This window comes from Paenibacillus sp. FSL L8-0158, from assembly GCF_038592965.1.
Taxonomy (GTDB): Bacteria; Bacillota; Bacilli; order Paenibacillales; family Paenibacillaceae; genus Paenibacillus; species Paenibacillus polymyxa_D.
Map to the genome: position 1 here is coordinate 377,208 of NZ_CP151949.1, position 14,645 is coordinate 391,852.

A 14,645-nucleotide genomic window follows, 5' to 3' on the forward strand; every position below is an offset into this window, starting at 1 on the left:
GAATGGGACAAGTAACCAGAGCCCTAGTTCAATTTGAAGTTTTGCTTATGAAAAAAAGTATAGTGTTTTTTATAGCACTAACGTTTTCTTGTTTTTTAATTCCTTTATTTTTATATCTAGGAGCAGGGAATAAGAATAACGAGTTATGGATATTTTTGCATCATGGACAAATGTTCTTTACCATATTACTAATGCCGTTGATGTATTCTGTTCTTTATGATGGCGAGAAGCAAAAAATGATCTCTTCTGTTATTATGCCTAAATTGCATAAAGGAGCCCAATATTTTTATTGTAAGAGTTGTGTATTATGGGGAGTGGTTTGCTTATTTCAGTTTGTCGCTTTAGCTATGATTTGTGTAGTTCAATGGACGACTCATGGTAAGGCTCCATTCTTGACACTGCTTCATCTAACAGTAGCGGGTGTAGCAACTATGGGATATTCTGTTCAAGTTACCGTCATATTGAACTTGCTCTTACGTAAACAACTGTATGTGAACATTGTAATGCTCGTCTACCTTTTAACCAGTATTACTATCAACTTGCCCTACATTTCAATCTGGTTTAATCCAGATTGGATTATTTCCAACTTCTTTACACGTTCGTTTGTTTTTGGGCGAATATTCCTATTTTTGCTTATGTGGATATTGATAAAAGTCAGTAATCATCTATGGATGGCGAGGGTACAAGAATGAATGGAATTATAGTTCGTTTCTGGCTGCAGCTTTTGCTCCGAAGAGAACAAGCAGTAACCTTGCTCGTTTCCTTTAGTGTGGTTGTTTTATTCAATTTAATAATGAATGAAGGTATTGCAATAACTTATAGTATTAACTTGTTATTTGTAGCTTTTTTTTCTTTGCAGATTGCGAGTATACATAATCGTAATCATACAGAGCCGTATATATATATTTCTGTCTTTCCTAATTACCGTCTAATCAATTATCAGCTTTATGTTTCTTTAATTCTTTCGTTTCCTCTCTTGCTCATGATGGTAGGACTTTTATGGAAATCATTCGCTGATGTATCATTATGGAATTTGGTTATCATTGTGTTTTTTTCTAGTTTTTTTTCGTCGATGTTGGGTCTCTTGTTGGGGCAGGTAGTAAAGCATTATGGGTTGGCCTTCACTTTACTCATTGCTTTTTACCTTCCCATAGGTTTAGTTTCCTGGTCTTTTAATGAAAAATTTCGTTACATATCTCCTGTAGTGAATATATTTAACCCCTATTTGATCAACTGGCGAAATCTCTTTGGACTCTCAGGCTGTAGTTTATTATTTTACGGATTAGGCACATTGTTATCCAGTCGGCGCGGAGGTGGCAAAAAGTCTATAATCCCTTGGATTAGTACTGTGTTTGCCTGTAGCCTACTGATTGGCGTGTGGGGATATGAGAGGCTATTTAATGAGAATATACAGACATCGTCATTTCAAAAAATAACTGTGGGACAAACACAAGTAGAGTATAAGGGGATTAGTTCGTATCAAGCAAAGCAATTTGCCGCCCTTTTTGAAACGCTGTATCAAGTGGCCAAGAAAAAAGAAACACACCCGGTTCGCTATACCTTACAAATCACCAGAATGCACTCCATGTCATCGTTCGAGCCGAAAATAATAGTACACCATCATAATAAACTTCAAATTAATATTTATTCAAATAAGCTCTTAGAATTCAATCGTGGGATGGATTGGGCGAGTAAGTGGATTGATTACATTTTGCCGCAACCGCCCCACTTGTCCAATGAGCAAGTTAACGCTTTTAAACGACTCAAAAATGACATTATTATGGAGGTTAGAGAAAAAAATCCCGGAAATGTCTATACACTTCAGGAGAGTGAGAGCTAAAATAGCGAGATTTCGTGAAGAACCGATAATAATAGATATAAAAGAAAGGGATGAATGCATGGAACGTGAGGCAGACCATGTGAATATAAGGGCTATATTTCATTCATTCCAATATTGGCCAAAGTTAACTAAGTTATTATGGAGTACAGAACCTGTCTACTTTATTATCATTATTTTTGGCTATCTACTAAAAGGAATACTCCCGATTGCTAACCTTCTTTCCATACAGTATTTGGTTTCTGAATTAGAGACTAGCACGGTATGGCATAAGCTTCAAATAAGCGCAGTTTTCCCTGTAATTATCGTGATGTTTTCTAGTTTGCTTATTTCAAGTTTAATTGAATACTCTGATAAATTGTTCCAAATTTCACTGATAAATAAATTACAAACATTAATAGTATCACAAACATCAACATTTAATCTTGCGGATTTTGAAAGTCCGCAAGTACATAATCAACTCAAAAGAGTACAAAACGACTCAATAGATAGACCTATTCAGATCTATAAAGAACTCATTAATTTGTTAAGTTCCATGGTTACGTTATGCTCTAGTATCGCCATTTTAATAGCATTCAGATGGTGGGTCTTACTCATTCTTGTTGTTTCCCCACCAGCATCTTTTTATTCTTTATTAAGGTTCACACAAATTCAATATGTGGCCAAGAAAAAACGGGCTCCTTTACAACGTAAATCCAGGTATATTAATTACTTATTGACTAATGAGAAGTCTTTTAAAGAAATCGTATTGTATCAACTTAGTGACTACCTTACAGCGAAATATAAGGGCATTTTTGATGTTTTCTACAAAGAGGATAAGTATTTAGCCAAAAAACGTATTGCGTTATATTTGTCTTTTCAAGTAATAAGTACAATATTTATAGCCATTGCTTTGATTATGATTATACAAATAGCATGGAAAGAAGAATTTCTCGTTGGCAGTATTTATGCATTAGTTCAAGCAGTATTATTAGCTAATCAAAATATTAACACAGTATCTCAAGGATTGATTTCATTGTGTGATCATAATCTGTATCTAGATGAATTATTCGCTTTTTTTAACATAAAACATAAACAAGACAGTTCTAGTATGTTGCTAAGAGAACCAGGTATACAAGCTGATCCAACGATAGAATGCATAGAATTTAAAAATGTTTCATTTGCCTACCCAGATCAAAAAGAATGGGCTCTCAAAGATATAAGTTTTAAAATGAGGCGTGGTGAATCTCTTGCTCTAGTGGGCAGGAATGGATCAGGGAAAACAACTGTGATAAAACTTTTAACGGGATTATATGATGACTTTAAAGGAGATATTCTAATCAATTCTATCTCGATTCGAAATTACAATAAAGAAATGCTTTACAAGAAAGTAGGCGTTATATTTCAAGATTTTGTTCAATTCGACTTTTCAGTAAGAGAAAATATAGGTTTTGGCAGCATAGAACATCTTGAATTTGATACTAGGCTATGGGAATCGGCACAATATACAGGAGTAGATAAGGTAATACGACATTTTCCTAATCAATTAGAACAACAGCTAGGAAGAAACTTTGAAGGGGGTATACAGCTTTCAGGAGGGCAGTGGCAAAAGATAGCTATATCCAGAGCGCTCTTCAAAGAGGCTGACGTTTACGTATTAGATGAGCCTAGTTCATTTCTTGATCCAGAGTCAGAAAAGCAAGTATTTCGCCAATTTCAAAATTTTGTTATTGATAGGCTTTGCCTCTACATTTCTCATCGTTATACCTCTGTTCTATATGCAGGCAAAATTTTAGTTCTGGATAAGGGTCAGATTATAGAAGAAGGAACTCACCAAGAACTAATTGAAAGTCGAGGGCTTTACTATGATTTATTTTCTGATGAAATTAATACATTCCAGAAAGCGTTAGTTACTAATGATACACGCTAACTGTGTATAGGGATTCCGGCATATATTTGGACTGGGAACAGTATTATTTTTTACCTAGAGAAGTAGACTATGTAGAATATACAAGTTATAGTCACAAGAACGAACAGCGGAGCTTCCCTTTGGGAGTGGGGCTCCTCTTTTTTGCTTTCATGGATAAATTTATATATGAGTTAGACAATATTGATGGGACAATGTACGAAGTTTTCTTTTCAGTCTATAGATTCGAGTCGTTGTAGCGTAATGGAGATATTATATTTGAAAGCAAGGAAGACACAGGCAGCGTATATTGGGAGAGGTTGCTTATATATGACAGCTTATTCGAAACGATAACGTACTGCTTAGCGGTGGAACAAGAAAGAATAAAGATTTGTAAAAATGATGAAAAAACATACAAAATAAACCGATATATTTCTAGAATCACTTATCAGAAAAGAATTGGAGGTTTTAGGATGAATGTATCATTTACATCATCTCACCAATCGCCGTTCCGCACCGCAGATAACAACCGACTTGAATTACGGCATCCCCTTTCCAGTCAGACTGAAAGGAAGAGTATAGGTAAACCGCAAAACAAGGTTATTCAACAATTGACAGAGCAAAAGCAAAATTTGATGGAAAGGCGTTCGGACTATATAAGTAATGCTCTAAAACGTGGCCTCGGTCCGGATGCTGTAAAAGCTGAAATGGAAAAGATAGATATGCAGATTCAACAAATTGACGAGAACATTCAGAAACAGTTAATGGAAGAACAAAAAAAAGCTTTTAGCATGGATGAGGAAAGTAAAAGAGAAGCTCAGGAAGGTAAAAAGGAACAATATACGCACAAGACTGCAGAGGAGCAAAAACAAAGTCTAATCACATATACGATGCATAGTATTGTATCAGCAAACAACGAGTTAAAGAATTCAAAAATCAATAAAATGGCACAAATTACGTTGAAAAGTGAAGCTAAAGGTTGGGAAAATACTAATCCTGCAAGATCAGCTACTTTACGTGAGAAGGCAGAAGGCCTTGATGGAAAAATTATGGAGATTGCCTTGAACATCAACGAGCGCATTAGTGAAGCAGTGAATAAGGAACCTACGATAACAGATCGAGATGAACCAAAGGATGAGAAGGAAGCAAGTATAGAGGTTGGTAGGAGGTGGACTGAACAAGAGCTCCATGCCTATATGGACTCAGCTAAAGACGAAGCTAAGATTGCAGGTGTTAAGGTGAATATTGCAGTCTGATCGGGCTATTATGTGTATAGTACGGAAATCAGGAGGGTGCTTTCAGACGAACGCTATCGTTCAAAGAAGCACTTCCCGTTTACTCTAATGGAAATATGAACATCAGGACAACTATTACCAATTAGCAAAGTGGTTATTCACTCAATAAGTTTGTTTATAAAACAAAATATTTAGAAATACGTAACCAATTGCTTATCGTTTACCACGAATGTTAATAAATATATTAAGTATTTAATGATAATATTGACTATAATAAATAGGGTGTGTTATATTAAAACAGTAAATAAAACGGCTTCTTAGTCTTGGTGGTAGAACGGATTTTATTTTCGCATTCAGAGAGGATGGTTTAGGTGGCAGCAGCTGTAAAAGCAAAGATGATTGTAGACAAATCTTTTCGTATTGCTGAAGTCGATAAACGCATTTATGGCTCTTTTGTAGAGCATCTCGGGCGTGCCGTATATGGCGGTATTTACGAGCCTACTCATTCAACCAGTGATGAAAGCGGTTTCCGTAATGATGTTAAAGAGTTGGTAAAACAGCTTGATGTTCCTATTATACGCTATCCGGGCGGTAATTTTGTATCCGGTTACAATTGGGAAGACGGTGTCGGCCCTGTCGCGTCCAGACCTAGACAGTTGGAGCTGGCGTGGAGAACGGTCGAGCCAAATGAAGTGGGTACGAATGAATTTTTCAAATGGGCCAAGGATGTAGGTTCCGAAGTCATGATGGCGGTTAATCTGGGTACACGCGGAATTGATGCTGCGCGTAATCTGGTGGAATATTGCAACCACACAGGCGGCTCCTATTGGAGTGATCTACGTCGTAGTCACGGGGTTGAGCAACCACATAAGATTAAAACTTGGTGTCTTGGTAACGAGATGGATGGCCCATGGCAGATTGGTCACAAGACAGCAGAAGAATATGGCCGTCTGGCTGTTGAATCTGCAAAAGCTATGAAGCTGATTGATCCTGACATTGAGCTTGTATCCTGTGGCAGCTCCAGCTCCACGATGCCGACGTTCCCGGAATGGGAGGCAACCACACTGGATCATACGTATGAGGTAGCCGACTATATTTCCTTGCACCAATACTATGGCAACCATGATAACGATACGGCTAATTATCTGGCACGTTCCATGGACATGGATCATTTTATTCATACCGTTATTTCGACTTGTGATTATATCAAAGCGAAGAAACGCAGCAAGAAAAAAATGATGCTCAGCTTTGACGAATGGAACGTATGGTACCACTCCAATGATGCGGACAAAAAAATTGATCCGTGGTCTGTGGCACCGCCGCAGCTTGAGGATATCTATAACTTTGAGGATGCATTGTTGGTAGGCAGCATGTTGATTACGTTCCTGCGCCACGCGGATCGTGTGAAAATGGCTTGTCTCGCCCAACTGGTCAACGTTATTGCGCCAATCATGACCGAGAATAACGGAAAGGCGTGGAAACAAACGATCTTCTATCCGTATCTGCATGCCTCCCGTTATGGTCGTGGGATATCGCTGATGCCTGTCGTGGATTCAGAAAAATACGATTCCAAGGACTTCACAGACATCCCTTATCTGGACAGCGCTGTAGTTTATGATGAAGAGGGGGACGCACTGACTGTCTTTGCAGTGAACCGTCATTTGTCTGAATCGCTGGAGCTGACAGTAGATGTACGCAGTTTTGAAGGCTACCGCATTGTCGAGCATACTGTATTGGAGCATGATGATCTTAAAGCGACCAACAGTCCAGCTGGTGAAAAAGTTACGCCTCACAACGGCGGTAACGCCAAGCTTGATGACGGAATTGTAAAAGCTCATTTGGGCAAAGCATCGTGGAATGTTATCCGTCTCGCTAAGTCTCATTAATTCTCTTCTATAAAAGGTACAGCTTCGACTGTATCTAAAAAAGCTCGCATTCTCTCTTGTAAGAGTATTACAAGAGCGGCAATGCGAGCTTTTTGCGTAAAATGAGCCATTTGTCCCTCCATAGATATAGGGTTCTAAGAGAAGGGTGGATTTTAAATAAATATTATGTTTATTACTAAATTTAACTAGACAAAGATGATCTTTATTCACTAAGTGATCGTACTCCGTACATTTTTATGAAGTTAATTAGACCCAGTGCCAGACTTCCCAGGTGAAAAAAGACCCTATTATATCGTTGCCAACGTACTGATACCTGAAATACAGGGTGTACAATCCGACTTCAATCCACGTTATACTTTAAAAGACAGTCTATTTAAAATCAGATGATGGTTGTAGCAATTCGAGAAAGGAATGATCTGTATGAGTCAGACAGACCAATATCGTTTTCAAGTGAACTTGGGCGGTATGATTGATATTTTGGCCAATCATTTATATAGCAGTCCACGAGTGTTTATACGTGAGGTTCTGCAAAATGCAACAGATGCGATCACGGCTCGCAAGGAGCTGCGGAAGGTTGCTACTGAAAGTAAAGTATTAAAAGAAGACAAGGCCCTTGAAGATACAGCTTCTGAGAGTAACGACTATGAAGGCAAAGTCATCGTAGAGTTATCTGGTTCCGGGGAGCAACAGGTATTGATGATTCAGGATAACGGCATTGGATTGTCAGAAGAAGACATTCACCGTTTTTTGTCGATTATCGGTCAGTCTTCCAAGAAGGGAGCCGATTTGCTGGCTTCTGAGACTTCGTTTATCGGACGCTTTGGGATTGGGTTGCTATCCTGCTTTATGGTGAGCGATGAAATAGTAGTGTTGACCCGCTCGGTGAAGGAAGGCATCTCCATGGAATGGAGAGGGAAGCCGGATGGGACGTATACGATTCGTCGATTGGAGACCGAACTGCCCGTAGGAACGCAAATTTATTTGCGCTGCAAGCCGGGAAGTGAGTTTTATTATGAGCTAGCACATGTAGAGGAGTCTTTATTCTATTATGGTGCGTTGCTACCGTATCCGGTCATGCTGTCTGTAGGCGGGGAGACCAAGCGCGTTAATCTTCCATCGACGAGCTGGATGCAGGATCCAGAACAATTACGGAGTCGCCGTAGTGAGGTGCTGGATTTAGGCTATCGCCTGATGGGCGAGCGCTTCAGTGATTTTATACCGTTGCGGACGGCATCGGGCAGAACGGGCGGGATTGCATTCATTTTGCCTCGCAGTGTTAATCTGAACAGCAAGCGGCTGCATCGGGTGTACCTGAAGCATATGCTGGTGTCGGACAAGGCGGAAAATGTTTTGCCGGAATGGGCATTTTTCATTAAAAGCCTGATTTGGACGGATGAATTGCAACCAACGGCATCACGTGAGTATTTTTATGAGAATGAGCAACTTGACGATGTTCGTTCTGAACTGGGGACCTGTATTCGGGAAGAACTGCTACGCATGGCGCAGTATGAGCCAGATCGCTTGCAGCACTGGATTCGTTTGCATGAGCTGTCCATGAAGGCGCTCGCCGTGGAGGATGATGAATTTTTGCGGATAATGTACCGTTGGTTTTCCTTCGAAAGTACATTTGGGCGGCGTGAACTGAGTGAACTAATCCAAGAGGCGGACGGACGTCCACTGCATTACACATCGACAGTAGATGAGTATCGTCAGATTACGCATGTGGCGGCGGCGCAATCCATGTTGGTGATCAATGGCGGCTATATTTATGATTCAGACATTTTGGAAAAGCTGCATTGGATTGACTCTAACCTGCAAACAGAGCGTCTTAGCCCTGAGGAAGTATCTCTTTCATTTACCGGGCTAACACAGGAAGAGCGCGAGAATTATTACGGTGTGCTACGTGTCATGGATGCTGCTTTGCAGCCGATGCGTTGCCGCGCTGAGTTGAAGCGTTTTGAGCCTGCGAGTTTGCCAGTGTTGTATACCATTTCTCAGGATGCCCTGACCTTGCGCTCTATGGAAAATACGGTTGAGGAGACCACCTCACTTTTTTCCAATGTGCTTGATAGTCTGAAAGCAGGAGTCCAGCAGAATTCGGGTTATTCCACCTTATACTTTAATCTGAACAACCCGGTGGTGGCGCGGATTCTTGAAGCTACCGATACGCAGATGGTCACGGCAGCTACAGAAATGATGTATGTGAATGCGCTTATGATGGGGCACTACCCGATGAACCGCAGTGAGTTGGGACTGATGAATCGGAGTGTGCTGCATTTTATCAATTGGGGATTAGGGAACGGACAAAATGCGTAACTACGTAATTATAGGGGGAGCCAAATGGAAGATACGATATATGATTTGATGGAACAGGCGCAGGATCTACCCGGAGGGGCGGCAAAGCTGGCGATTCTGGAAGAAGCAGTCCGCTTGGCAGACACTTCTGGATTGAAGGAACTCGCTTATGAAATCCGGGGAGAGATTGTAGACTGCGCTATTTTTAACGGATATCCATTGAAGTCGCTGATTGCTTTTTCGTGGCAGTTGGGCCAATTTGATCAAAATCCAGAGGAATACGATCCAGTTGAACTGTTGTGGAATTACAAATGGATACTCGGTAAGGTGTGCAGCTTTTCCAATATATCGAAGACTCAAATAGAAGATCTGGCGGAGGATATGCGCAGACGTTATGCCGAATATGGGTATAATGAGCGTCCATATTACTATTATAAGTTCCGTATCGCGATGGACATGGGTGAACTGGATGAAGCACGGCGATATCTGGATACCTTCCGCTTGGTCGAGCGGGACAGTATGAGTGATTGTGAGGCCTGCGAGCAAAGCCAGATGGTGCGTTTCTACTACTTGACCGGAGAAGATGAGCAGGCGCTTGCCGTGGCAAAACCGATTTTGTCGGGTCGTATGAAATGTGCAGAAGTGCCGCATGTGACGCTCTCGCAGGTGCTATTGCCGCTTTATCGTCAAGGCGAGGTTGATCAGGCGAAGGAGCAGCATCGCAAAGGCTACCGCCTAGTTCGGGATGACCGTGACTTTCTGAAAACGATAGCGGAGCATATCGAATATTTGGCGATTGCTGATCCGGTTCAAGGGATCGAAGTGGTAGAGCGTCATCTACATATGGCGCTAGACTATGAGAGCGGGCTGGAGCAGATGTATTTTTACGCGACGATGGTGAGTCTGCTGCAAAAGTTGGACACTTCGGGAGAAAAACGGCTGATCCGGTTGCCGGCTTCCTTGGAATGGGGGAAAGAGGAGCGCACATTGACAGAAATCATTGCGTATTTTAGGCCACTGGCAGAGTTGGCGGCGGCTGATTTTGATCGACGGAACGGGAATACGTTTTATTCCGAGTGGATCGGGAAAATGGTTCAAACGGCATAGAAGAAGTAGTAGTTGTGACGAATATTTTATACTGCCCAAACAATGAGCAGGTATAATGTTCCTGTGAAATGACAGGAGGGGTTATGTTGTGACTGTAACCGAAAAGGTGATTAATTTCGCACACCGCGGAGCTTCAGGTGTATGTCCTGAGAATACGATGGCGGCATTCCGCCACGCCTTGGAACTGGGAGCAACAGGTATAGAAACGGATGTGCAGCGTACCCACGATGGGCATCTGGTGCTGATTCACGATGAGTCGCTGGAGCGTACGACAGGTTGCTCACTGGATGTAAGGGATATTACGCTGGAAGAATTAAATAAACTGGATGCGGGCGGCTGGTTTGGTGAGAAATTCCGAGGTGAGCGGGTCCCGATGCTGGATGAGCTACTGGAACTAGCCCAGTCCTCCTCGAATACAATTATTAATTTAGAGTTGAAAAACAGCATTTATCTCTATCCGGGTATGGAGGAAGAGGTCATTGCTGCGGTGAAGCGTTTCGGATTGGAACAGCGGGTAATCATATCCAGCTTTAATCACGAATCGCTGGCGCTCTGTGCGCAGCTCGCTCCCGAGATTAAGACAGGAGCACTGTATATCGAAATTATGGTCCGTCCATCCGAGTATGCCACCCAATTCGGGGTTACCGCACTTCATGCCTACAAACAAGTTGTTACACCAGAAGCTGTATCAGAGGCTTTGGCATTAGGCGTCGTCTACCACCCATGGACGGTGAATGAGCCAGAAGAAATGAAGCGTCTGCTGGAGGCCGGGGTGAACGGCATTATCACGGACTTTCCTGATCGGTTGGCGCACTTATTGGCTGTTCGCTCTTCCTAAGTCGAAGACACATCGGAATGGTGACTAAGGTAAGGTTTGCAAGGATATGTCTGTGGCTATTTAAGGATATGTCTGTGGCTATTTATTGAAGCAAAAAAGACTCTCCTGTACGCACTCGTTTTTACGAGGCGAGGGAGAGTCTTTTTTGCTCTAATCCGAAGAGCGTATCATCCACGATGACCTTGATTCCTTTCTATTTGATGCCGAGCCGCATACGATAGCTGAACATGATGTCTAGTGTTCTGCCCTGAAAATGATTCTCTACCAGCTTCACGAAGCGGGCTATATCGTCGTCAAGCGCTCGATTGCCAAGTTTAAAAAGACTTTGAATACCCCCTTGACTGAGAGCGAGCCCTGTATAACGAGCTGCGTCACACTGCTCGCGGTTGTGAAAGACAATCTCCCGGGTATATCGGAATTGTCCGCTGCGATGCAGATTAGCTAAATGCCGATCCTTGCTCCATTTATGAGCTTGTTGCTCTACTGGGGATTCCTGTTCCAAAAGGGTATCCGCTTTGGTGATAAGCTTGCTCTATCTGCCATTGCAGCACCGGTGGCCAGTCACAGTCAAAGGCCGCGAACACGCCGCCCTGAGCCAAGACCCTGCCCGCTTCCAGAAGCGTGCTCTCGGGGTCCATCCAGTGAAAGGATTGAGAGCAGGTGATGACGTCTATAGTCCCGTCTTCAAAGGGCAGCTTGTTGGAGAACCCGCTTTTGAAGGAAATGGTTCCTGCCTTTGTCGTTCCTGCTGTCTCCAGCTTGTGCTGCGCTTTTCCTCTCATGTCCGAGTTAGGCTCGATACCGACGACTTGCCGAGCGGCGTTTTCCCATATGAAAGTTGAAAGTCCTGTACCGCAGCCAATATCGGCAACTAGCTCTATGTTTCGCTCCAGATAGCGGCTGATAATTTCCACGACGAGTGACGGTGCTTCCGGGCGGTGCTGATCGTAGTTGTCGGCAAAGCCGCTAAAACGGTCTACGTTGCTTTGCAGATTTCCTTCAGGTATCATAGGTCCTTTTCCTCCTTAGTTTCGACTGGGCGGCTGAGCAGATTCAAATGCTGCTGTACTCCTATATTGTACAAGTTTACATGTTCATCCATCTACTCTCGTGATTTCACAGCACCCGTCGGATTTCGGAAGGGAAATTCCCTATTTTATCATTGAAGCAAGCGCCCACTCGCGCATCATGGAGTCAAGCATTGGACGCAAATCTTCGCGTTGCATACCCATGTGGAGCACGGCTTCCAGATATCCAGCTTTATCTCCAATATCATAACGTGTGCCTTCCAGTTCCAAGGCGAGCAGTTGGTTCTGCAATGCTACTTGATGAAGGGCGTCCGTCAATTGGTATTCACCGCCCGCTCCAGTGGACAGGTTTTCCAATATAGAGAAAATGGAAGGCTCCAATACATACCGACCAATGACTGCCTGCCGCGAAGGGGCATCTGCCGGAGATGGTTTTTCAACAAGTCCGCCGACTTCGTGGATGAGACTGTTCTGGTGAGTGGAGTCAATAATGCCGTATTTACTCACATCTTGTTCTTCCACCGTGCGCACGCCGACCACTTGCTTGCTAGTCGCTTCGTAGACATCCATCATTTGACGGATCGCCGGGGTGGAGGAATTCATAATATCATCGCCCAGCAACACGGCAAAGGGTTCATCGCCGATGAACTGACGAGCGCAGCTTACCGCGTGTCCCAAGCCGAGGGGTTCTTTTTGACGGATATAATGAATGACTGCTTTCCCCCCGATGCTTTGAACTTCACGCAGGAGATCATATTTACCTTTGCTCTCCAGTACCTGCTCCAACTCCACAGACTTGTCAAAATGATCCTCGATGGCTTTTTTATTACGCCCCGTTACGATAATGATGCTCTCAATTCCGGACTTGATGGCTTCTTCTACGATGTATTGAATAGCCGGCTTGTCTACGATTGGAAGCATCTCTTTCGGTAAAGCTTTCGTAGCTGGTAGAAAACGGGTTCCTAATCCGGCGGCTGGAATAACAGCTTTTGTAATTTTTCTCATAGAAACTCACTTTCCTTTCGGGATGGGGAACCGAATACCCAGTATCGGCTCCCGATATAATTGATGATCATTGCGACTGCGGTGGCGATCAGCTTGCTTAAAGCAAGTGGCAACTCGGTTCCAGTGTGAAGCACTTGCAGTAATAAGGAGGTTATCCCTAAAACGATCAGGTTGATGACAATGAATTTGGGTAATTGCCCCTTGTTAGTGTTGTTTGATAGTTGTTTGTTGAATGTCCATTTGCTGTTCAAAATATAACTATTGGCTGTGCCGCAGCTGTACGAAATGATCTGCGCCACAATGACCGGAATTCCGGCCCAAGCCAGCAGCATAAAAATGATATAATCTACGCCCGTATTCACCAGACCTACGATGCCAAATCGGATCATAGGAAGCAGCTGGGCCATGCGACTTTTCATGGGTTAGGCTCCATGACCGGATTTAGGTCCGGTATATACTGCACTGTTGCCGCGCACTGTGCGTCCTGCCGAAATCAGGCTCTCACGTGCTCCTTGCATGTACAGGGAGTCACGTGGTTCAGGGACTTTCATAGCATGTGTCGGACCGTTTTCGTATTGTCCACCCAGATGCTCACGGACAATGTATAGCGGGCGTGCTTTGGTTTCGTCATAAATCCGTCCAACATATTCACCCATAATACCGAGAATGATCAGGATCACCCCGTCAAAGATCAGGCTGATGCTAATCATAGACGACCAGCCCTTCATCACATAGGAATCGGTGAAAAAGTTGAGAAACAATACGTACATCAGATACAGGAAGCCGGACATGGATAGAAGTGCGCCGATATACCCTGCCAGCTTGAGCGGTTTAATCGAAAAGGATGTGATCCCGTCCAGACTGAGCTTGATCATTCGTTTCAACGGATACTTGGTTTCGCCCGCGAGCCGCTCGTCGCGCTCATATTCTACAGCAGTTTGTTTGAATCCGATCCAGCTGACCAGTCCACGAACGAATCGGTTATTTTCCGGCAGCCGTTTCAATTCTTCTATAACCTTGCGATCCATTAGACGGAAGTCCCCGGTGTCGACCGGGATATTAATATCCGTTGATGCTTTAAGTACACGGTAGAAGAGGCTGGCAGACCATTTCTTGAAGCGAGTTTCGCCATTGCGTTTCAGCCGTTTGGCGTAGACCACTTCATAGCCTTCCTTCCACTTGTTTGCCATCTCAACAATCAGTTCTGGCGGGTCCTGGAGGTCGGCGTCAATGACGACGACCGCCTCTCCCACCGCATAATCCATCCCGGCGGTAATCGCTAGCTGATGACCGAAATTACGAGAGAAATCAATCAATACAATTGTGTCATCTCTGAGACTGAATTCCTTGATAAGCTGGACGCTGCGGTCCGAACTTCCGTCATTGACGAAGATCAGCTCGTAGGGCTCGCCCATTGAGCCCATGACTTGTTTCAGCCTCCGGTAGGTTTCCGTAATAACGGCTTCCTCGTTGTACATCGGAATAACTATGGAATAACGGATGGGTTCACTCATTCGTAGTTCCTCCTC

Annotated in this window: 11 protein-coding genes and 1 pseudogene; 8 read left to right on the forward strand and 4 right to left on the reverse strand. The window is 43.4% G+C overall.

Annotated elements, in window-relative coordinates:
• Nucleotides 1–2: 2 nt before the first annotated feature.
• The 8 genes from NSQ68_RS01630 (at nt 3) to NSQ68_RS01665 (ending at nt 11,083) form a co-directional block, all read left to right on the forward strand.
• Entirely contained in the window at nt 3–692 is a 690-nt protein-coding gene (locus tag NSQ68_RS01630; RefSeq protein WP_342427768.1) for an ABC transporter permease, read from the forward strand.
• Nucleotides 689–1,840: a hypothetical protein gene (locus tag NSQ68_RS01635; RefSeq protein ID WP_342427769.1), complete on the forward strand. Its 1,152-nt coding sequence runs from the start codon at nt 689–691 to the stop codon at nt 1,838–1,840. The genes NSQ68_RS01630 and NSQ68_RS01635 overlap by 4 nt, the downstream gene beginning before the upstream one ends.
• Nucleotides 1,830–3,746: an ABC transporter ATP-binding protein gene (locus tag NSQ68_RS01640; RefSeq protein WP_342427770.1), complete on the forward strand. Its 1,917-nt coding sequence runs from the start codon at nt 1,830–1,832 to the stop codon at nt 3,744–3,746. The genes NSQ68_RS01635 and NSQ68_RS01640 overlap by 11 nt, the downstream gene beginning before the upstream one ends.
• A gap of 449 nt (nt 3,747–4,195) precedes the next feature.
• Nucleotides 4,196–4,978: a muscle M-line assembly protein unc-89 Uncoordinated protein 89 gene (locus tag NSQ68_RS01645; protein WP_342427771.1), complete on the forward strand. Its 783-nt coding sequence runs from the start codon at nt 4,196–4,198 to the stop codon at nt 4,976–4,978.
• Between the two features lie 350 nt (nt 4,979–5,328).
• Complete coding sequence (locus NSQ68_RS01650; protein WP_039274274.1) at nt 5,329–6,843, forward strand: alpha-N-arabinofuranosidase; 1,515 nt, start codon at nt 5,329–5,331, stop codon at nt 6,841–6,843.
• A gap of 420 nt (nt 6,844–7,263) precedes the next feature.
• Nucleotides 7,264–9,159, forward strand: coding sequence for an HSP90 family protein (locus NSQ68_RS01655; RefSeq protein ID WP_342427772.1), 1,896 nt, complete (start codon nt 7,264–7,266; stop codon nt 9,157–9,159).
• Between the two features lie 24 nt (nt 9,160–9,183).
• Nucleotides 9,184–10,245 carry a hypothetical protein gene (locus NSQ68_RS01660; RefSeq protein WP_342427773.1) on the forward strand — a complete coding sequence of 354 codons (1,062 nt, stop codon included), beginning with the start codon at nt 9,184–9,186 and terminating at the stop codon, nt 10,243–10,245.
• A gap of 88 nt (nt 10,246–10,333) precedes the next feature.
• Nucleotides 10,334–11,083, forward strand: a complete 750-nt coding sequence (locus tag NSQ68_RS01665; RefSeq protein WP_342427774.1) for a glycerophosphodiester phosphodiesterase — start codon at nt 10,334–10,336, stop codon at nt 11,081–11,083.
• Between the two features lie 193 nt (nt 11,084–11,276).
• Here NSQ68_RS01665 and NSQ68_RS01670 read toward each other — a convergent pair.
• From NSQ68_RS01670 to NSQ68_RS01685, 4 genes and pseudogenes are all read right to left on the reverse strand, one after another.
• Nucleotides 11,277–12,093: pseudogene (locus tag NSQ68_RS01670) on the reverse strand (class I SAM-dependent methyltransferase).
• A gap of 141 nt (nt 12,094–12,234) precedes the next feature.
• Complete coding sequence (galU, locus tag NSQ68_RS01675) at nt 12,235–13,116, reverse strand: UTP--glucose-1-phosphate uridylyltransferase GalU (protein ID WP_342427775.1); 882 nt, start codon at nt 13,114–13,116, stop codon at nt 12,235–12,237.
• The gene (locus NSQ68_RS01680) at nt 13,113–13,535 is read right to left on the reverse strand and encodes a GtrA family protein (RefSeq protein ID WP_342427776.1); all 423 of its coding nucleotides are present in this window, start codon (nt 13,533–13,535) and stop codon (nt 13,113–13,115) included. Before NSQ68_RS01680 ends, galU begins: the two co-directional genes overlap by 4 nt.
• Before the next feature lie 3 nt (nt 13,536–13,538).
• Nucleotides 13,539–14,630 carry a glycosyltransferase family 2 protein gene (locus NSQ68_RS01685; RefSeq protein ID WP_342427777.1) on the reverse strand — a complete coding sequence of 364 codons (1,092 nt, stop codon included), beginning with the start codon at nt 14,628–14,630 and terminating at the stop codon, nt 13,539–13,541.
• Nucleotides 14,631–14,645 lie beyond the last annotated feature (15 nt).